This window comes from Variovorax sp. FW301-JW7 (assembly GCF_058788795.1).
In genome coordinates this window covers 201,625-221,436 of the sequence record NZ_JBYTBC010000005.1, presented here as the reverse complement: position 1 = coordinate 221,436, position 19,812 = coordinate 201,625, and the positions used below count along the sequence as shown (strand labels likewise).

The window sequence follows — 19,812 nt, the reverse complement described above, 5'->3', positions numbered from 1 at the left end:
ATTCTCCCGCATGAACGGGTATCGGCGCCCGTGCGCGAGGCAACTCCTACAATCATCCGATGGCCCTTTCCCCCGAAGTTTGTATCCGCGGCGCCGGCATCGTCGGCCGCACGCTGGCGCTGCTGCTGGCGCGCGAACGCGTGCGTGTCGCGCTGGTGGTGCCGCCGGCCCCGCCGGGCAAGGAAGACATCCGGGCGTACGCGCTCAACGTGGCGTCCCGCACCCTGCTCGAATCGCTGCGCGCCTGGCCCGACACCGCCCATGCCACGCCGGTGCACGAGATGCAGGTGCATGGCGACGACGGCGGCCGGGTGCAGTTCAGCGCCGCGCGCCAGAAGGTCGAGGCGCTGGCCTGGATCGTCGACGTGCCCGCGCTCGAGCAGCAGCTGGCCGACGCGGTGCGCTTCCAGCCCCTGATCGACGTGGTGGCCGAGCCCGTGGCCGCGCCGCTCACAGTGGTGTGCGAAGGCAAGGCCAGCGCCTCGCGCGCGGCGCTGGGCGTGAGCTACGAGGTCACGCGCTACCCGCAGCACGCCATTGCCGCGCGGCTCGAGGCCGCGCACACGCACGACGGCATCGCGCGCCAGTGGTTCAACGACCGCGGCGAGGTGTTCGCCCTGCTGCCGCTGGGCGGCGTGCACGGCAAGACGCTGGCGCTGGTGTGGTCGGTCGACCAGCTGCGCGTGCCCGAGCTGGTCGCGCAAGGCGCCGACGAGTTCAGCGCCGCCGTGAGCGAAGCCAGCCACGGCGAGCTGGGCTCGCTGCGGCTCACGAGCGAACGCGCCGTGTGGCCGCTGTCGCGCGCCATCGCCGACCGCTGGTCCGGCACGATGCCCGGCCAGCCCACCCAATCGTGGGTGCTCGCGGGCGACGCCGCGCACACGGTGCATCCGCTGGCCGGCCAGGGCCTGAACCTCGGCCTGGCCGATGCGGCCGCGCTGGCCGACGTGATCCGCACCCGCGACTACTGGCGCAGCGTGGGCGACGCCCGCCTGCTGCGCCGCTACGAACGCGCCCGCCGCGCCGATGTGCTGCAGATGAGCCTGGCCACCGACGGATTGCAGCAACTTTTCTCGCACAACCTGGGTCCACTGCCTGCGTTGCGCAACTGGGGCATGCGCGGTTTCGACCGCACGCGCTTCGTGAAGCACTGGATCACCGCACAAGCCATGGGCCTGAAGTCCTGACGCCCCGCGCCCACCAGCCCTCCACCTTTTTCCCGAAACCTTCCCGATGACCTTCGTCCGCCACCTTCTCGTCGCCGCCTGCGCGCTGCTCACGCTCTCCACCGCCGGCGCGGGCGAGGCCGAGATCCGCAAGAACCTGCCGACGCACATCCCGCAACTGCCGCCCATCGAGGAAGTCACCAAGACGCCCGTGCCGGGCCTGTACGAAGTGCGCGTGGGCGGCAGCCAGCTGCTCTACACCGACGAACAGGGCAACTACCTGCTGCAGGGCAATCTGATCGACGCCAAGACCCGCCGCAACCTCACCGAGGAGCGCGTCGAGAAGCTCACCGCCGTCGCCTTCGACAAGCTGCCGCTGAAGGACGCGATCAAGATCGTGCGCGGCAACGGCAAGCGCAAGGTCGCGGTCTTCGAAGACCCGAACTGCGGCTACTGCAAGCGCTTCGAGAAGGACATGAAGAAGGTCGACAACGTGACCGTCTACATGTTCCTGTACCCGGTGCTCGGCCCCGATTCGACCGCCAAGTCGCGCGACATCTGGTGCAGCAAGGACCCGGGCAAGGCCTGGGCCGACTGGATGGAAAGCAGCGTCAAGCCCGCCGCCGCAGGCACCAGCTGCAACGTGACGGCGCTGGAACGCAACGTGGAATTCGGCCGCAAGTACAACATCACCGGCACGCCCACGCTGATCTTCACCGACGGCAGCCGCGTCCCGGGCGCGATTCCCGCCGAGCAGGTCGAGAAGCAGCTCGCCGCCGCCAACTGATCCGATGGCGACCACCTCGACTTCCCGGCGCACGGCCGCAGCCACCGCCACGCCCGCCGTGCATTGCCGCGTCGAGTGCGCCGACCTGCATGCGCGCCTGTTCGCCGTCACGCTGACCATCGCCGCGCCCGCCGCGCAGCAGCGCGTGGCGCTGCCGGTGTGGATTCCGGGCAGCTACCTCGTGCGTGAGTTCGCCAAGAACCTGCAGAGCCTGCGTGCCACGCAGGGCCGCCGCAAGCCGGTGCTGACGCAGCTCGACAAATGCAGCTGGCAGGTCGACTGCGTGCCGGGCCAGCCGCTGGTGCTGCACTACCAGGTGTGCGCCTACGACAACTCGGTGCGCACCGCCTGGCTCGACGCCACGCGCGGCTTCTTCAACGGCACCAGCGTCTGCCTGCGTGTCGAAGGCCAGACCGAGGCGCCGCACGCGCTGGAGATCGTGCCGCCCACGCTGCCGGCCGACGCCGCGCGCTGGTCGTGCGCCACCGCGCTCGTGCCGACGAAGACCGACAAGCACGGCTTCGGCAGCTACCGCGCCGCCGGCTACGACGAACTGGCCGACAGCCCGGTCGAGATGGGCGCCTTCTGGAGCGCCGAGTTCGAGGCCTGCGGCGTGCCGCACCGCTTCGTGATCGCGGGCGCCGCGGCCTCGTTCGACGCCGAACGCCTCATTGCCGACACCAAGGCCATCTGCGAAGCCGAGATCCGCTTCTGGCATGGCGACAAGGCCGGCAAGCGGGGCGGCCCGAAGCTGCCGATCGACCGCTACGTGTTCATGCTCAATGCGGTGGACGACGGCTACGGCGGGCTCGAGCACCGCCACTCCACCGCGCTCATCTGCAACCGCCGCGACCTGCCGCTGCGCGGCGAGAAGAAGAAGCAGCCCGAGGGCTACACCACGCTGCTGGGCCTCATCAGCCACGAGTACTTCCACACCTGGAACGTCAAGCGCATGCGCCCGGCGGAGTTCGCGAGCTACGACTACAGCCGCGAGAACTACACGCAGCTGCTGTGGTTCTTCGAGGGCTTCACGAGCTATTACGACGACCTGCTGCTGCGCCGCGCCGGCCGCATCGACGACGCGGCGTACCTGCGCCTGCTCAACAAGACCATCAACCAGGTGCTGCAGACGCCCGGCCGGCTGGTGCAGCCTGTGGCCGACGCGAGCTTCGACGCCTGGGTCAAGTACTACCGCCAGGACGAGCAGACGCCCAACAGCACCGTCAGCTACTACACCAAGGGTGCGCTGGTGGCGCTGTGCTTCGACCTCACGCTGCGCCAGGAGGGCAAGGGCACGCTCGACGACGTGATGCGCCACCTCTGGACGCAAGGCAACGGCGGCCCGATCAGCGAGGCCGACATTGCCGCCGCGCTCGAAGCCGTGGGCGGACGCTCGTTCGCACCGGAACTCGCGCGCTGGGTGCATTCGACCGACGAACTCCCGCTGGCCGACCTGCTGCGCGCGCACGGCGTGGCCACGCTCGACGACCCCTCGCAACCCGCGCAGGCGCTCGGCCTGCGCGTGGCCGAAACCGGCGGCAGCGTGCAGATCAAGGTGGTGCTGCGCGGCGGCGCCGCCGAGAAGGCCGGCTTCTCTGCCAACGACGAATGGCTCGGCATCGAGCTGCCGGCCGTCGGTGGCCGCAAGGGTGCGTCGCAACCCGCGCAGGCCTGGCGCCTCACCAAGCTCGACGACCTGGCGCTGTACCTGGGCGATGCCACGAAGTGCACCGCCCTCGTCTCGCGCGACCGCCGATTGCTGCGCCTGCCACTCACGCTGCCGACGGGCTCGACCACGTGGCGGCTGTTCTCGCACGACGCGGCCAAGGTCTCGGCCTGGCTCGCCGCCAAGCCTTGATTTCTTCCGTTCAGGCCGGGTGATCGACGGCCGCCGCCAGCGGCGGCCGCACGAACAGCATCGGCTGCGGCTCGCCCACCAGCACGCAGGGCTTGCCGGTGCGGCGACAGTGGTCCTGCACGCGCCAGTAGGCGCCGTGGCTCACGCAGCCGGTCTGGCAGATCACGAGGTCGGCGGCGCGCAGGCCCGCCTCGAGCGCCGCGGGGTCGTCGGCCTCGTCGCCGCCGTCGTGGTGCAGGTAGTGGCCGCCGGCAATCTCCACGAGCTGGCGCGCCAGCGAAGGCGCCTCGGGCGCCGCTTCCGAACGGCCCACGCACAGCACCGACTTGGCCCGCAGATCGGCCGGCACCTGCGGCCCCGGCGGCAACGCATGGTGGCGCCGGCCGCCCGGCGCCAGCAGCGCATTCAGCCGCTGGGGCAAGGCGCTGCCTTTGGCGGCGCGCGTCGCCAGTTCCTCGCGCACGATGGCAATCGCCGAGTCGCGCGCCACCAGTGCGCCGCGCAGCCGCACGATCTGCGCCTCGAGCCGCTCGACCCGGGCGGCCTGCTCCACCAGCAGGCGCGAGCAACGCTCCTGCACCCGGGCATAGGCCCGCAGCAGCACGGCATGTTCTTGCATCGGGAAGTCCATGGCGGCCATTCTAGATGAGAATAATTCTCAAATGAAACACCCGCGCGTCAGCGGGCCCGAAGCCCGGCTGGGTATAGTGGGACGCGTTTTTTTCCCCACCTCCCCCGGAGACAGCGACACCATGAGCTACGAAAACATCGACGTGCGGACCGAAGCAGGCAAGGTCGGCATCATCACCCTCAACCGCCCCAAGGCCCTCAATGCGCTGAACGACGCGCTGATGACCGAGCTGGGCCAGGCGCTCAAGGCTTTCGACGCCGACGACGCCATCGGCTGCATCATCCTCACGGGCAGCGAGCGCGCCTTCGCGGCCGGCGCCGACATCGCGGCGATGGCCAAGTACAGCTTCATCGACACCTACAAGGGCGACTACATCACGCGCAACTGGGAAACCATCCGCTCGATCCGCAAGCCGGTCATCGCGGCCGTGAGCGGTTTCGCGCTGGGCGGCGGCTGCGAGCTGGCGATGATGTGCGACTTCATCATCGCGGCCGACAACGCCAAGTTCGGCCAGCCCGAAATCAAGATCGGCGTGATCCCCGGTGCCGGCGGCACGCAGCGCCTGCCGCGCGCGGTGGGCAAGAGCAAGGCCATGGACATGGCGCTCACCGCCCGCATGATGGACGCCGCCGAAGCCGAGCGCGCGGGCCTCGTGAGCCGCGTGGTGCCTTTTGAAAAACTGGCCGACGAAGCGCTGGGCGCCGCGCTGATCATCGCGGGCTTCTCGCAGATCGCCGTGATGGCGGCCAAGGAATCGGTCAACCGCGCCTTCGAGAGCGGCCTGAGCGACGGCGTGATGTTTGAACGCCGCCTGTTCCACGCGCTGTTCGCCACGCAGGACCAGAAGGAAGGCATGGATGCCTTCCTGGCCAAGCGCCAGCCGGACTTCAAGAACGCCTGATCGGCTGAATCGTCACGGGCCCGGCGACCGCCACGGTCGCCGTCAGCGGGTCCGTGACAGCGCCGTGCGCAGCGCCTCGAGCGCCTGCGCCGGCGGCGTGCCGATGGAGGCGGGGCCACCCGGCTGCGGCGTCCACCGCACCTGGTCGCCGGCGATCTCGAGCACGGCCAGCAACGCGCCGTCGCGCCGCAGTTCGATGCGCGCCTCGACCGGCGAACTCAACTCCCCGCCCGCCACGGTGGCCGCGCGCGCCACGGTGTTCACCAGCGCCGCCAGGCCTTCGGTGTCGCCGCGCGCCTGGTGTGTGGTGGTGCCGGCGCGCGTGATGTCGAGGGTGGTCCAACGATCCAGCGCCGTGAAGCCGCCGGTCATGACGGCTTCGGTAGCGGCGCGTGGTGCGGCAGCCTTGGCAGCAGCCGGTGCGGGCGCAGCCCGGCGCTGCATGCCTGCGACGTTCGCGCTGGCACCGCCTTGTGCGGCGAGCGATGAGGCCGTGTCTGCGGGCTCGCGCTGCTGCATCGGCGCGGCGGGTGCTGCGGCCGGTGCTGGTGGTGCGGCGGCATAGGGCATCGGGCTCTGGCCGACATCGGCCATGGGAGGCGCGGCGGGCATGGGCGCCGACGCGATGGCGGGTGCGGCGGGCGCCGACACAGGCGCCGGGGCTTGCACCACCGGGGCTGGGGGCGCCGCCCTTTCCAGCATCCGTTCTTCGTCCTTCTGAATCGACGCCGCAGCAGCGACTTCGCGCCGCCGTGATGCGTCACGCGCTTCGGTTGTTTCGCGCTGCTTCAGGGTCTCTTTCGCATCGCGCGCCGCTTCGCTGCGTTGAGCAGCGGGCGGCGTCATGTCTGCCGTTGCGGCCGGCGCCGCAGCAGGAGGCGCAGCTTGCACCGACGCCGCTGCGGGCGCTTCAGCCGATTGAGCAGGCGGTGCCGACGCGGGCGCTCCGGCCACTTGCGCTTCGCCATCGAGCCCCGCTTCGGGCACCGGCTCGCGATGCCACAACACAGTGACGAAGGTTGCGACGAGCACGGTCGCGAAGGCCGCGTTCCACGGCATGCGCGAGCGGGGACTGCCGCCGCCGAACAGGCGTCGCCACCACGGCGCGGTCTCCGCCGGGCGGCTGGTCGTCGGTGCGGAAGCCGCGGCGAGGTTGTGCGCCATCTTCAGGATCGCCTCGCGCGTGGGGGCCGCAGGCACGGCATCGCGGTCGGGCGCGTGGTCCAGCGCGCGACGCAGTCGAGCGTCGTGCAGGTCGTCGTTGTCCATGCCGGTGCTCATGCCCGCTGCTCCAGCACCGACAGGTAGCGTTCCATGCAGCCGCGCAGCTTCTGCAGCCCGTAGCGCAGGCGGCTGCGCACGGTTTCGAAGCCGATCTCCAGCCGGACCGCGAGCGCGTCGACGGTCAGGCCGTCTTCATGGTGCAGGAGAAAAGCGGCGCGCTGCTCGGCCGGCAGTTCGTCGAGGCAGGTCAGCAGCCGGCGCCCGGCAGCACGCCAGAACGCCAGCTCTTCGGCCGACGGGTGCGCCGACAGGTCGGTGGCGCCGTGCACGCCACGGTCGAGCGCGGGCACCGCGTCGCCGTCGTCGTCGGTCGCATGGCCATCGAGCGTCACCTCGCGTCCGCTCACGCGCAGGCGGTCCATCGCGAGGTTGTGCGCAATGGTGAAGGCCCAGGTGCGCCACGTGGCGCCCTGCGGCGAGAAGCTGTCGCGCGCCGAGATGATCCGCACCCAGGTGTCCTGGAACACCTCGTCGGCCTGCGCCACCAGCCGCGCGCCGAGCAGGCGCTTGACGAAGCGGAACAGGCCGCCTTCGTGGCGCGCATAGAGCACGTCGAAGGCGGCGGCATCGCCGTGGGCGTAGGCCAGCATCAACTGATCGTCGGGCATGGCGTCGCGCGCAGTGGCGGCAGCAGAAGAAGGGGCGCGGGGCAGCGCAGACATCGAAGGATTGTCACCCGAGCTTGTACGGGCCAGCGGCGCGATCGGGGTTAAGTCGGGGTGCGATCCGATGCGTTCGAACGCAGAAAAATCGAGCAGAAAACGCGGGGTGTTGAACTGAGCCCAAAGCCTGGGCTATAATTTTGGGCTTCGGTGCAGTTTTGTACTGAACGGCTCTTTAGCTCAGTCGGTTAGAGCGATGGAATCATAATCCACAGGTCCGCGGTTCGAATCCGTGAAGAGCCACCAACACCACTTCCCCGCCTTGGCGGAGAAGTCAAAAAAGCCCTCAGTTTTCAACGACTTAGGGCTTTTTTCTTGCCCGAAACGTCCTCAGGAGCCCACCGGCACCCGGTCCAGCCGGAACGCCTCGGGCTCGCAGTGCACCAGGCGCCAGCCGTGGGCGCCGTGCAGCTGCAGCTCGTCCACCACGTCCGTCAGCGTGCCGATGAGTTCGTTGCCCCAGAACCTGCGCGCGCCGCGCACGGGGTTGAGCATCTGCCGCAACCGCGGAATCGACAGCACGCGCTCGGCGTTGAAGAAGAATTCCAGCGCGAGGTCGAAGGTGACCGGGTCGACGCGCTGCGTGCGGCCCGGGAAGCTCACGCTGCGGTCCATCGGCTGAAAGCTGTAGGCGCCCCACACGAGCGGTGCCGGCATCGCGCACGCCAGGCCGCGCGTGCGCAGCGACAGCAGGATGGTGCGGTAGAAGTCGTCGAACGCCGGTGCCGCCGCGGGCGGACGCCCCCGCAGGTGCCGCGTCGGCGCCGGGCCGGGCGCCTCATGTGCCAGCCGAACGACCTTCGTCCCCATCGACGACAGCACGTCCGGCGCCTCCTCGCGCGCCGCCTCGGGCACGTCGGCCAGGAACAGCAGGTTCAGGCGGTCGCCCAGCGCCTCGAGTTCGTCGACGCGGGTGAACACCAGCGGCGCCACGCCCAGCGCGCGCAGCACGCGCCGCGCGTACTCGCGCTCGCGCAACGCATGGCCGAGCACGCCGATGCGGCGGGCGGGGCGCGCCAGGGGCCCCGAGGGTGCGGCGAAGAAGCGGCTCATGCGCGACGCGCCTCGCGGTTGGCCGCGGCGCCAGGGCCTGCGGTGCAATGCTTTCGGGGGCTCGGGCCGCGGTTCGCGACCCCGGTGATCAGGACCGGCATGGGTGCTCGAAATTCTCAAAAGAATGAAAGAAGCCGCGTCCGGTGCCCGCTTGCGCCGTGCCGATGATGGTCGGCTTGGCGTCGTCGGTGACCTGACCCTTCTGCAGCATGCCCTGGAGCACGCCCACGTCGTCCTGCACGTTCTGGATCACGGGCTCGCTCGGCGGCACGCTGTCCAGGATCACGGTGTAGGGTGCGCTCGGCGCGGTCGCATTGCCTGCGGGGTCCACTTCGATGGCGGTGAATTCGTTGTTGCCTTGCAGCAGCGGCGTGCTCACTTGCAGCGTCCACTTGCCGTCCGCGCCCACGGTCGCGCGGCCCAGCTCACGGCTGCCCGTGTTGTCCTTGACCATCACGATGATGGTGTCGCCCGCCGTGCCGGTGCCGCTGATCGCGGGACGGCTGTCGTCGGTCTTCTCGCCCGAGGCCACGTTGCCTTGCACCAGGCCCACGTCGTCTTCCACGCCGGTGATCGCCAGCTTGCTGGCATCCGGCGGCGTGTAGTCGGTGGTCAGCACGAACTCGGCCGAAGGCGCGCTCGTGTTGCCCGCCTTGTCGGTGGCGCTGACGGTGAAGGTGTGCTCGCCTTCGTTGAGCGGCGTGGTCGGCGTGTAGCTCCAGTTGCCTTCGGCGTCGGCCACGACGGTGCCGAGCAAGGCGCCGTTGTCGTTGATGGTCACGGTGCTGCCCGCTTCGGCCTTGCCCGAGAGCGTGGGGGACGGGTCGTCCGTCACGCCGCCGTTGACCAGCGCGCCTTGCTTGGACCCCACGTCGTCCAGGGCCGATTCAATGCTCGGCGTGGCCGGTGGCACGGTGTCCACGGTGAAGTGGAACGGCTGGGTCGGCTCGCTCGTGTTGCCGGCCTTGTCGGTCGCGGTCACGGTGATGCTGTGTGCGCCGTCGGTCAATGCCGTGCCGGGCGTGAAGCTCCACGAGCCGTCGGGCTTGACCGTCGTCTCGCCCAGCAGGGTCGCGCCGTCGTACACCTTGATGGTGCTGCCGGCCTTGCCCGTGCCCTGGATTTCGGGGCGCGCATCGTCGGTGTTGCCGTTGGGGGCGATGGCGCCCTGGATCGTGCCCTGGTCGTCGATCAGCTTGCCGAGGGTCACGACGCCAGGAATGGCATCCACCACCACATTCAGCGGATCGCTTTGGCCGCTGCTGTTGCCGGCCTGGTCGACCACTTCGGTGGTGAAGGCGTGCTCGCCGCTGACCAGCGGCGCGGTGGGCGTGAAGCTCCAGTTGCCGTTCTCGTCCACCAGCGCTTCGCCGATCTTTGCGCCGTTGTCGTACACGTTCACGGTGGCGCCCGGCTCGGCCTTGCCGCTGAAGGTCGGGAGGTCGTCGTCGGTGGTCTCGCCTTCCTTCAGCGCGCCCTGCTTGCCACCCACGTCGTCGGAGACGACGAGGCCGGTGACCTGGCCCGGCGGCGTGGCGTCGACCACGAAGTTCCAGATGCCGGTGGGGGTGCTGGTCTGGCCCACGGGGTTGGTGGACGTGGCGGTGATGTTGTGCGTGCCGTCGGCCAGGTTGGCTTCAGGCGTGAAGCTCCACTTGCCATTGGCGTCGGCCACGGTCTGGCCCAGCAGCTTCGTGCCGTCGTAGACCTTGATGGTGTTGCCCGCTTGCGCGGTGCCGATGATGGTCGGCCGGGCGTCGTCGGTGACCTGGCCCTTCTGCAGCATGCCCTGGTGCGGGCCCACGTCGTCCTGCACGTTCTGGATCACCGGCTCGCTCGGCGGCACGCTGTCCAGGATCACGATGTAGGGCGCGGTGGGCGCGGTGTGGTTGCCCGTGGGGTCCATCTCGATGGCGGTGAACTCGTTCTTGCCCTGCAAGAGCGGCTTGTTCACCTGCAGCGTCCACTTGCCTTCGGCGTCCACGATCGCGCGGCCGAGCTCGCGGCTGCCCGTGCTGTCCTTGACCGTCACGATGATGGTGTCGCCGGTCGTGCCGGTGCCGCTGATCAGCGGACGGCTGTCGTCGGTCTTGCCGCCCGAAGGCACGTTGCCCTGGATGTCGCCCACGTCGTCGGCCACGCCCTTGATGGCCAGCTTGCTGGCGTCGGGCGGGGTCACGTCGATCTCGAAATCGAAGGGGTCGGAGGGATCGCTCTGGTTGCCGGCCGGGTCGCGCGCGACGATGGTGATGGAATGCTTGCCTTCGTCCAGGTCGGTCGACGGCGTGAAGGTCCAGGCGCCGTTCTCATCCACTTCGGTCTTGCCGATTTCTTCCTTGCCGTCAAAGATGACGATGGTGTCGCCCGGCGTGCCTTCGCCATGGAACTCGGGTTGGCGGTCGTCGGTGACGCCGCCCGGGGCGATGGGGCCCTGGTACTCGCCCATGTTGTCGTTGGCGCCGCCCACCTGGGGTTGGTCGGGCGGGGTGATGTCGACTTCGAATTCGAAGGGGTCGGAGGGCTTGCTCTCGTTGCCCGCAGGGTCGCGCTCGACGATGGTGATGGAGTGATCGCCCTCGCTCATGTCGGTCGGCGGCGTGAAGGTCCACTTGCCGTCCCCGTCCACTTCGACGCGGCCGATTTCCTGGCCGTGGTCCTTCACGATGATGGTGTCGCCCGGGGTGCCCTGGCCGTTGAACTCGGGACGCTGGTCGTCCGTCGCACCGCCCGGCGGCACGCGGCCGGTTTGGCTGCCCACGTCGTCGATGACGGCGCCGGGGCCGTTGCTGCTGCCGCCGTTCCAGTCGGGCTTGGGCGGCGGGGTCGTGTCGACGGCGAACTCGAACGAGTCCGAAGGCTCGCTTTCACGGCCGGCCGGATCGCTCTCGGTGATGGTGATGGCGTGCTTGCCCTCGCCCAGGTCCTTCGGTGGCGTGAAGTGCCACTCGCCGTTGCCGCCCACGAGGGCCTTGCCGATTTCTTTGCCGTTGTCGTACATGGTGATGGTATTGCCGGGTGTGCCGGTTCCGAAAAAATCAGGTCGCGTGTCGTCGGTCTGGCCGCCGGGCTTGATCTGGCCCTGGATCGGGCCGACGTCGTCGTAGGCACCGCCGATGCCGTCGAAGCCGGGCTTGCTGGGAGGACGCACGTCGGGCGGGGGCATCACAGGCGGAAGGCTCGGCGCGGTATCGCCGTCGCTGCCGGTGGCCGCGGCAATCGCGCCGAGGCCGAGCGCGGCCAGGCCGCCGGTCATCAGCAGGGGCAACATGCCGCCGAAGACGTCGTTGCCACCGGCCGCTTCGGTGCCGGCCAGGTACGGCGCGCCCGCGCCGTACGAATCGCCGCCCAGCGCCACGGGCGCCGACTGGCCTTCGGCCAGCGCGTAGATCTCGCCCGCGCCGTCGGTGCGTGCATAGGCATACAGCTGGCCGTCTTCGGCCACGCCGTACAGGCCCACGGGTTCGGATTGCGCGTAGTAGCCCTCGAGCACCAGGCCCGGGCTCGTCTCGCCTTCGAGCGTGATCTGCAGGTCGTTGCCCACGCGCGTGAGCGTCACGTTCTCGGGCGCGAAGCCGTCGTCGCTCTTGAGCAGGTATTTCGCGCCCTTCTGGACCTTGATGCGGACCGGCGCCTTGCCGTTCGCTGCCGGTTCCACCGTGTGATCGATGTTCCTGCCGTTGCTGTTGACGACGACCTTCGTCTTCTTGGTTGCCATGAGATTCCTAGTGCTTGCTGAATGAAAAAACGGGACCGCAGCGGCACGCGCACGCGCAGCGCCAACTCTTGCGGTTTGTTGACCGATGACTTTAGGAAGACGGTCCCGTTCCATCCATCGGACGAGTCCGAAAGCGGGCGCGGCAGACATAGGCTCAGGGCGAAACTGTGAACAAAGCCCCGAGGACCACGCACAAAGCACAAGGCCCTTGCGAGTCGGCGACTCGCAAGGGCCTGGAAGAAGACAGCGCCGCGGCGCGAACCGGTCAGCGTCCGAGGTCTTTGGCGGACACGCCGCCGATGCCCCAGTTTTCCTTGGGCATGTCGTGCAGCCACACGCGCACGTTTTCTCTCGGCGCGTCGACCGCTTCGACGATGGCGCGGGTCACTTTCTCGATCAACGCGCGCTTCTGCTCCTCGGTGCGGCCTTCGATGAGGTAGATCTGTGCAAAGGGCATCGTGTACTCCTTTCAGTGGTTCAGTGCTTGATGCAGATCAGACAAAGCGCAGCCCCACGCTGCCCATGCCCTGCACCTTCAGCGTGACGGCATCGCCGGCCTGCACGGCCACGGCCTCGGTGATGCCGCCCGACAGGATCAGCGTGCCCGCCGGAATCTCCTCGCCGCGCGCGCCCAGGTGGTTGGCCAGCATGGCAATGGCCGCGGCCGGGTGGCCGAGCACGGCCGCGCCTGCACCGAAGGCCACGGGCTGGCCGTTCTTCTCGAGCACGATGCCCACGGTGCGCAGGTCGACCTCGCTCGCGGGCACGGCGCGTCCGCCCACCACGAAGCGCGAGGCCGAGGTGTTGTCGGCCACCACGCTCTTCAGGTCGAACTTGAAGTCGCGGTAGCGGCTGTCGATCACCTCGATGCCCGGCAGCACGAAGTCGGTGGCCGCGAGCACGGCGCCGATGTGGCAGCCCGGGCCGCTGAGCGCGCGCTTCGTGACGAACGCGATCTCGGGCTCGACCTTCGGATGGATGAGCTCGCTCACCTTGCACTCACCACCTTCAGGCAGCGCGTAGTTGTCGGCCATGAAGCCGAAGACCGGCGTGGTCACGCCCATCTGCTTCATCTTGGCGTGCGAGGTGAGCCCGGCCTTCAGCCCGATGATGCGGTGGCCGCGCGCGAGCTTGCGGCGGCGGATCTCGTTCTGGATGGCGTAGGCGTCGTCCCAGTCCATCTCGGGATGCTCGTCGGTGATCTTGGGCGTGTCGCGCGCTTCGAGTTCGCAGGTCTCCAGGTGCTCGGCGAGCGCGGCGATGGTGTTCTGGTCGAGCTTCATGCCGCGACTCCTTCCTGTTGTTGCTGCTGCACGGCCTGGCGTGCGCGGGCCAGCGTGATGGCCGTGTCTTCGATCATGTCTTCCTGCCCGCCGACCATGCCGCGCCGCCCCAGCTCCACCAGGATCTCGCGCGCGGGCACGCCGTACTTCTTCTCCGCGCGCTTGGCGAACAGCAGGAAGCTCGAGTACACGCCCGCGTAGCCCAGCGTGAGCGAGTCGCGGTCGACGCGGATCATGTGGTCCATGATCGGCACGACGCGGTCCTCGGCCACGTCCTGGATGCGGAACACATCGACACCGGTCTCGATGCCCATGCGGTCGCACACCGCCACGAACACCTCCATCGGCGTGTTGCCCGCGCCCGCGCCCAGGCCTGCGGCGGCGGCGTCGATGCGGTTGGCGCCGGCCGCGACGGCCGCGACCGAGTTGGCCACGCCCATCGCGAGGTTGTGGTGGCCGTGAAAGCCCAGCTCGGTGTCGGGCTTGAGCGCCGCGCGCACGGCGCCGATGCGCGCCGTGACATCGTCGGGCAGCATGTGGCCGGCCGAGTCGGTCACGTAGATGCAGTTGGCGCCGTAGCCTTCCATGAGCAGCGCCTGGCGCACCAGCGTCTCGGGCGAGGCCATGTGGGCCATCATGAGAAAGCCCACCGTATCCATGCCGAGCCGGCGCGCCATGGTGATGTGCTGCTCGGACACGTCGGCCTCGGTGCAGTGCGTGGCCACGCGCACGGTGTGCACGCCCAGGCCGTGCGCCATGCGCAGGTGGTCCACGGTGCCGATGCCAGGAATCAGGAGCGCCGAGACCTTGGCCTGCTTCATCAACGGAATCACGGCGCCCAGATACGCCTCGTCGGAATGCGCGGGAAAGCCGTAGTTGACCGAGCTGCCGCCCAGGCCGTCGCCGTGCGTCACCTCGATCAGCGGCACGCCCGCTTCGTCGAGCCCGCTGGCGATGTGCGTCATCTGTTCGAGCGTCATCAGGTGGCGCTTGGGGTGCATGCCGTCGCGCAGCGTCATGTCGTGCAGGGTGACGCGACGGCCCTTCAGATTCGTGTTCGTCGTGGTGGTCATGGGGGTGCTCCTAGGCCACGGCGGGCTCGGGTTGCGGGAGGCTGGCGAGCATCGCTTCGGCGAACATTTCGGCCGTGCGCGCCGCGGCGGCGGTCATGATGTCGAGGTTGCCGGCGTACTTGGGCAGGTAGTCGCCCAGGCCTTCCACCTCCAGGTAGATCGACACGCGGTGGCCGTCGAAGACGGGCCCGTTCACGAGCTTGTAGCCCGGCACGTACTTGCGCACCTCGGCCATCATTTCGTGCACCGAGGCCGTGATGCGCGCTTCGTCGGGCGCGCCTTCGGTGAGGCAGTGCACCGTGTCGCGCATGATCAGCGGCGGCTCGGCCGGGTTGACGATGATGATCGCCTTGCCCTTGGCCGCGCCGCCCACGCGCTCGACCGCACCGGCCGTGGTGCGCGTGAACTCGTCGATGTTCTTGCGCGTGCCCGGGCCGACCGAACGGCTCGACACGGTGGCCACGATCTCGCCGTAAGCCACCGGCTGCACGCGCGACACGGCCGCCACCATCGGGATGGTGGCCTGCCCGCCGCAGGTGACCATGTTGACGTTGGCCGGCCGCGCGCCGCCTTCCATCAGCAGGCTCTTGAGGTTGACCGGCGGCACGCAGAACGGGCCGATGGCCGCGGGCGTGAGGTCGATCATGAGCACGCCCAGCGCATTGAGCTTGGCGCTGTTCTCGGCGTGCACGTAGGCGCTGGTGGCGTCGAACGCGATCTGCACGCCGTCGGCCTGCACATGCGGCAAGAGGCCGTCCACGCCCTCGGCCGTGGTCTTCAGGCCCATCTCGCGGGCGCGCTTGAGGCCGTCGGATTCGGGGTCGATGCCCACCATCCACACGGGTTCGAGCACCGGGCTGCGCTGCAGCTTGGCGAGCAGGTCGGTGCCGATGTTGCCGGGGCCGATCAGCGCGCACTTGATCCTGGTTGTGGTCGTCATGGGGTTGTCTCCTTCAGTGGAAGCGCACCGAGCAGCCGCCGAGGCCGCCGATCGAGACGCGGAAGTTGTCGCCGGCCTTGGCGGGGAACATGGCGGCGAGCGCGCCCGACAAAATCACCTCGCCCGCCTTGAGCCCGATGCCCAGTGCGCCGAGCGTGTTGGCCAGCCACGCGACCGCGTTCACCGGCGAGCCGAGCGCGGCGGCGCCCGCGCCGGTGGCGATGATTTCGCCGTTCTTCTCGAGCACCATGCCGCAGGTCGCCAGGTCGATGCGGCGCGGATCGACCGCGTGATCGCCGAGCACGAACACGCCGCACGAAGCGTTGTCGGCCACGGTGTCGGCGATCTGGATCTTCCAGTCGCGGATGCGCGAATCGACGATCTCGAAACAGGGCATCACGCACTCGGTGGCGGCCAGCACGTCGGCGTTGCCGATGCCGGGGCCCATGAGGTCGCGCTTGAGCAGAAACGCGATCTCGCCCTCGGCCTTGGGCTGGATGAGCGTGGTGCTGTCGATCGACTCGCCCTCGCCGACGACCATGCCGTCGAGCAGGTAGCCGAAGTCGGGCTGGAACACGCCCAGCATGTTCATCACGGCGCGCGAGGTGACGCCGATCTTCTTGCCGACGACGCGCTCGCCGGCGTCGAGGCGGCGCGCGATCATGCGCTGCTGGATGCCGTAGGCGTCGGCGATGGTGATGCCTGCGTGCCGGCTGGTGAGCGGCTCCACGACGCTGCGCTCGCGCAGTGCGTCGTAGAGCTCGTCGCCGAGCCGCTGGATGAGGGTGGGGTCCATGGTGGGTTCTGTCCTTTGCTCTCTCGGGTGAATCAATCAGTCAATCGGCTTCGTTCAGGAAGTCGCCGACCAGGCGGGCGAAGCGCGCGCTGTGCTCGATCTGCGTCCAGTGGCCGCAGCGGCCGAACACATGCAGCTGGCTGCGGGGAATCCACTGGCTCAGCGTGAGCGAGGTGGCCAGCGGAATCACCTGGTCTTCGCGGCCGTGGATCAGCAGCGTCTCGTGCGGCAGGGCGCGAATGGCGGCCTCCGGGCTCGCCATGGCATCGACCCAGCGCTGGCGCGGCGCCGGGAACATCGCGCCGAAGGTCTCCTGGAAACCGGGCCGCATGCTGGCCTCGCAGCGCAGCTGCGCGAGCTCGTCGGTGACGAGGGCGCGGTCGAACGCGAACACGTCCATGATCCGGCGCATGTTCGCGAACGAGGGCGTGTAGCCCCATACCGCGTCGAGCCCCGGCGTGATCGCGAAGGGCACGCCCACGCTGCCCATGAGCACCAGCCGGCGCACGCGGTGCGGCGCGCGGATGGCCAGCGCCAATGCCAGCGCGCCGCCGAAGGAGTTGCCCACCACGTCGGCGCGTTCGATGTCGAGCGCGTCGAGCAGGTCGAGCGCCTGCTGCACCCAGGCGTCCATCGTGTAGGCCGCGCCGGGCACGCGCTCGGTGAAGCCGAAGCCGGCCATGTCGGGCGCGATCACGCGGCGCGTCTGCGCGAGCACCGGCAGCACCAGCCGCCAGTTGGCCCACGCACTCACGCCCGGGCCCGAGCCGTGGATGAAGAGCACCGGCGCGCCCTCGCCCAGGTCGTGGACGTTGGTGTGGAAGGCGCCGGTGCGGATGCTGTTCGCGATTTCGGGGTTGCTCACCGCCGGGCCCTCACAGCTTGATGCAGACGTTGCGCAGCTCGGTGTAGAACTCGAGCGAATGCACACCGCCTTCGCGGCCGATGCCCGACGACTTGGCGCCGCCGAAGGCCGTGCGCAAATCGCGCAGGAACCAGCTGTTGACCCAGCAGATGCCGACCTGCACCTGCCTGGCCACGCGGTGCGCGCGGCCCAGGTTCTCGGTCCACACGGTGGTCGCCAGGCCGTAGTCGGTGGCGTTGGCCAGCGCGATGGCTTCTTCCTCGGTGTCGAAGGGCGCGATGTGGCAGCAGGGGCCGAAGATTTCCTCGCGGATCACCGAGGCCGTCTCGGGCAGGCCGGTCCAGATGGTGGGCTGCACCCAGTGGCCCTCGGCCAGCGCGCCGGACATCGAGGGCACGCCGCCGCCGGTGACGACGGTGGCGCCCTCCTTCACGGCCTTCGCGTAGTACGACAGCACCTTCTGCTGGTGCTCGCGCGAGATCAGCGGGCCGATGCCCACGCCGGCCTCTTCCGACGGGCCCGGCTTCAGCGCCTCGGCCCTGGCCTTGAGCGCCGCGACGAACCTGTCGAAGATCGGCCGCTGCACGTAGACGCGCTCGGTGCCCAGGCACACCTGGCCGCAGTTCTCGAAGGCCGAGCGCGTGATGCCGGCCACGGCCTTGTCGAAATCGGCGTCGGCGAACACGATGCCGGCGTTCTTGCCGCCCAGCTCGAAGGACACGGGCCGCACGCCCTTGGCGGCCGCGCCCATGATGGCCTCGCCGGTGCGCGTCTCGCCGGTGAAGGTGATGCCGTCCACGCCCGGGTGCGTGGTGAGGAACTCGCCGGCCGAGTCGGGTCCGAAGCCGTGCACCACGTTGTAGACGCCGGGCGGGATGCCGACCGCGTTCATCACCTCGCCCAGCAGCGTGGCGGTGGCCGGCGTTTCTTCCGAAGGCTTGACCACCACCGTGTTGCCGCAGGCCAGCGCGGGGCCGACCTTCCAGGTCATGAGCAGCAGGGGCAGGTTCCACGGGCACACGACGCCGATCACGCCCAGCGGCGAGCGCACGGCGTAGTTCAGCGCCTGCCCGCCGTCGGGCGTGGCCATCTCGAAGCTCTCGGTGGGCACGTTCTTCACGATGTCGGCAAACACCTTGAAGTTGGCCGCGCCGCGCGGGATGTCGACGTGCGAGGCCAGCGCGTGCGGCTTGCCGGTGTCGGCCATCTCGGCCGCCAGGAAGTCGTCGAAGCGCCGGTTGATCTCGTCGGCCACGGCATGCAGCAGCTCGACGCGGCGCGCGACGCTCATGCGGCCCCACTCGCCGCTCAGTGCCGCACGTGCGGCGCGCACGGCCGCATCGACCTCGGTCGCGCCTGCTTCATGCACCTTGCCGATGACGCGGTTGTCCACCGGCGCGCGGTTGTCGAAGGTCTTCGTCGTGGCGACGAACTCGCCGCCGATGAAGTTCATGAACTGTTTCATCGCACCGTCTCCTTCAGGTCACCACGCTCAGGAAGTTCTCGTTGAGCTTGCGGTCGTGATAGAAGATCGCGCGCCCGAGTTCGTCGTCGGTCCACACCAGCGGCGGCTTGTCGGGGTAGAAGATGTAGCCGCCCGAGAACACCTCGTTGCGGTTGCCGCTCGGGTCGAAGAAGTAGATGGTTTCGCCGCGCGTGATGCCGTGGCGCGTGGGGCCGATGTCCAGCGACACGCGCTTCTTGGTGATGATGTCGGCCGCCTTGAGCACCTCGCCCCAGTTGTCGAGCAGGAACGAGGCGTGGTGGAACTTGTTCTTCTCGGGATGGCGAATGAACGCGATGTCGTGCGGCTTGGTCGAGCAGGTGAGAAAGGCCGCGATGTGCATGCGCTCGGGGCCGGCCACCACGCTCTCGGCCAGCTGGAAGCCCAGCACCTCGGTGAACAGCTTCATGGTGCCGTCGAGGTCGTCGCCGTACAGCAGGCAGTGGTCGAAGCGCGAAGGCGCCATGCCCTTGAGGTCGTCGGGGTAGACCTCGGGGTTTTCATACGGCATGCCGTTGCCGACCTTCTCCTTCTCGGCGAAGAGCTCGATGGCATGGCCGGTGGGCACGGTGAAGCGAAAGCGTTGGCCGGTGCGCAGGTGCTCGCCGGCGTCGATCCACTGCATGTCGGTGGCCAGGCCGCTGGCCTTCAGGTCGGCGGCGAGCTGGTCGAGCGTGGCGGGCGAATCGACGCGAAAGCCCATGAAGTCCATGCCGGCCTCGTCGGCTTCGCGCAGCACGACGCTGTGGTGGTCGTGCTCGTCCCAGGCCTTGAGGTAGATGCGGCCCTGCGCATCGCGCCCGGTTTCGATCAGGCCCAGCACGTCGCGGTAGTGCGTGAGGGCGGCCCCGAGGTCGAGCACGCGCAGTTGCACGTGTCCGGGGCGAATGACGCCAGTGAGTGCCATGGAAGTCTCCTTTGGTGGGTGAGGGAAAGGTTCAGGTGGGGGAACGGGGAACGGCGGGCTGCGACGCGGCCAGGCGCCGCTCGATGCAGCGCGCCAGCTTCTCGACGGCGCGCAGGGCCAGGTCGCTCTGCGGGTACGCGCGGCAGGCCAGCACGTAGCCCTGGGCTTCTTCTTCGGCGCTGACGTGGCAGCGGCTCATGCGCTCGCGGCGCACGGCGCCCGACTCGATGCGCACCTTGCACACGCCGCAGCCGCCGCCGCGGCAGCCGACCGGGATGCCCTTGCGGCCCAGCTGCTCCATGCCGCCGAGCAGGGTCTGGTCGGCGCGGCACAGGTAGTGCTCGTGGGTGTTGCCGATGACGACAGAGAAGCTCATGACTGGCTCCA

General features: G+C 69.2%; 18 protein-coding genes and 1 tRNA gene. 5 read left to right on the top strand and 14 right to left on the bottom strand.

All coding sequences use genetic code 11. The features are described 5' to 3' along the window. Positions 1-59 precede the first annotated feature (59 nt). From AC3WQM_RS16190 to AC3WQM_RS16180, 3 genes are read left to right on the top strand one after another with little or no spacing between them, the layout of a single operon-like run. Complete coding sequence (locus tag AC3WQM_RS16190) at positions 60-1,187, top strand: FAD-dependent monooxygenase (RefSeq protein WP_492680110.1); 1,128 nt, start codon at positions 60-62, stop codon at positions 1,185-1,187. A 46-nt stretch (positions 1,188-1,233) separates the two neighbouring features. Next, positions 1,234-1,953, top strand: a complete 720-nt coding sequence (locus AC3WQM_RS16185; protein ID WP_062481991.1) for a DsbC family protein — start codon at positions 1,234-1,236, stop codon at positions 1,951-1,953. A gap of 4 nt (positions 1,954-1,957) precedes the next feature. Continuing rightward, the gene (locus tag AC3WQM_RS16180; protein ID WP_492680108.1) at positions 1,958-3,811 is read left to right on the top strand and encodes a M61 family metallopeptidase; all 1,854 of its coding nucleotides are present in this window, start codon (positions 1,958-1,960) and stop codon (positions 3,809-3,811) included. Between the two features lie 10 nt (positions 3,812-3,821). On the opposite strand, the gene AC3WQM_RS16175 is transcribed toward AC3WQM_RS16180, so the two are convergent. After that, positions 3,822-4,430, bottom strand: coding sequence for a DUF2325 domain-containing protein (locus tag AC3WQM_RS16175; RefSeq protein WP_492680106.1), 609 nt, complete (start codon positions 4,428-4,430; stop codon positions 3,822-3,824). Between the two features lie 133 nt (positions 4,431-4,563). On the opposite strand from AC3WQM_RS16175, the gene AC3WQM_RS16170 reads away from it, so the two are divergent. Beyond that, the gene (locus tag AC3WQM_RS16170; RefSeq protein ID WP_062481985.1) at positions 4,564-5,343 is read left to right on the top strand and encodes an enoyl-CoA hydratase; all 780 of its coding nucleotides are present in this window, start codon (positions 4,564-4,566) and stop codon (positions 5,341-5,343) included. 42 nt (positions 5,344-5,385) lie between these two features. On the opposite strand, the gene AC3WQM_RS16165 is transcribed toward AC3WQM_RS16170, so the two are convergent. After that, complete coding sequence (locus AC3WQM_RS16165) at positions 5,386-6,624, bottom strand: hypothetical protein (RefSeq protein ID WP_492680104.1); 1,239 nt, start codon at positions 6,622-6,624, stop codon at positions 5,386-5,388. Further along, on the bottom strand, positions 6,621-7,289 hold the full coding sequence (locus tag AC3WQM_RS16160; RefSeq protein ID WP_492680102.1) for a sigma-70 family RNA polymerase sigma factor: 669 nt from the start codon (positions 7,287-7,289) through the stop codon (positions 6,621-6,623). Before AC3WQM_RS16160 ends, AC3WQM_RS16165 begins: the two co-directional genes overlap by 4 nt. Before the next feature lie 169 nt (positions 7,290-7,458). On the opposite strand from AC3WQM_RS16160, the gene AC3WQM_RS16155 reads away from it, so the two are divergent. Next, positions 7,459-7,535, top strand: a tRNA-Met gene (locus AC3WQM_RS16155). An 84-nt stretch (positions 7,536-7,619) separates the two neighbouring features. Here AC3WQM_RS16155 and AC3WQM_RS16150 read toward each other — a convergent pair. From AC3WQM_RS16150 to AC3WQM_RS16100, 11 genes are all read right to left on the bottom strand, one after another. After that, positions 7,620-8,342 carry a hypothetical protein gene (locus AC3WQM_RS16150; RefSeq protein ID WP_492680100.1) on the bottom strand — a complete coding sequence of 241 codons (723 nt, stop codon included), beginning with the start codon at positions 8,340-8,342 and terminating at the stop codon, positions 7,620-7,622. A gap of 88 nt (positions 8,343-8,430) precedes the next feature. After that, a complete protein-coding gene (locus tag AC3WQM_RS16145) occupies positions 8,431-12,057 on the bottom strand; it encodes an Ig-like domain-containing protein (RefSeq protein WP_492680098.1) in 3,627 nt (1,208 codons plus the stop codon). 265 nt (positions 12,058-12,322) lie between these two features. Continuing rightward, positions 12,323-12,514: a 2-hydroxymuconate tautomerase gene (thmT, locus tag AC3WQM_RS16140; protein WP_056577722.1), complete on the bottom strand. Its 192-nt coding sequence runs from the start codon at positions 12,512-12,514 to the stop codon at positions 12,323-12,325. A gap of 37 nt (positions 12,515-12,551) precedes the next feature. After that, complete coding sequence (dmpH, locus tag AC3WQM_RS16135; RefSeq protein ID WP_492680096.1) at positions 12,552-13,340, bottom strand: 2-oxo-3-hexenedioate decarboxylase; 789 nt, start codon at positions 13,338-13,340, stop codon at positions 12,552-12,554. Then, complete coding sequence (dmpG, locus tag AC3WQM_RS16130) at positions 13,337-14,413, bottom strand: 4-hydroxy-2-oxovalerate aldolase (protein ID WP_492680094.1); 1,077 nt, start codon at positions 14,411-14,413, stop codon at positions 13,337-13,339. Before dmpG ends, dmpH begins: the two co-directional genes overlap by 4 nt. Positions 14,414-14,423: 10 nt before the next feature. Then, positions 14,424-15,353 (bottom strand): acetaldehyde dehydrogenase (acetylating), encoded by a 930-nt coding sequence (locus AC3WQM_RS16125; RefSeq protein WP_492680092.1) that lies wholly within the window; start codon positions 15,351-15,353, stop codon positions 14,424-14,426. Between the two features lie 13 nt (positions 15,354-15,366). Continuing rightward, complete coding sequence (gene dmpE / locus AC3WQM_RS16120) at positions 15,367-16,149, bottom strand: 2-oxopent-4-enoate hydratase (RefSeq protein WP_369630162.1); 783 nt, start codon at positions 16,147-16,149, stop codon at positions 15,367-15,369. Positions 16,150-16,189: 40 nt separating this feature from the next. Next, positions 16,190-17,014, bottom strand: coding sequence for an alpha/beta fold hydrolase (locus tag AC3WQM_RS16115; RefSeq protein WP_492680090.1), 825 nt, complete (start codon positions 17,012-17,014; stop codon positions 16,190-16,192). A gap of 10 nt (positions 17,015-17,024) precedes the next feature. Beyond that, complete coding sequence (locus AC3WQM_RS16110; RefSeq protein ID WP_492680088.1) at positions 17,025-18,479, bottom strand: 2-hydroxymuconic semialdehyde dehydrogenase; 1,455 nt, start codon at positions 18,477-18,479, stop codon at positions 17,025-17,027. Positions 18,480-18,492: 13 nt separating this feature from the next. Then, the gene (locus AC3WQM_RS16105; RefSeq protein ID WP_492680086.1) at positions 18,493-19,425 is read right to left on the bottom strand and encodes a catechol 2,3-dioxygenase; all 933 of its coding nucleotides are present in this window, start codon (positions 19,423-19,425) and stop codon (positions 18,493-18,495) included. 31 nt (positions 19,426-19,456) lie between these two features. After that, entirely contained in the window at positions 19,457-19,801 is a 345-nt protein-coding gene (locus tag AC3WQM_RS16100; protein WP_492680084.1) for a 2Fe-2S iron-sulfur cluster binding domain-containing protein, read from the bottom strand. Positions 19,802-19,812 lie beyond the last annotated feature (11 nt).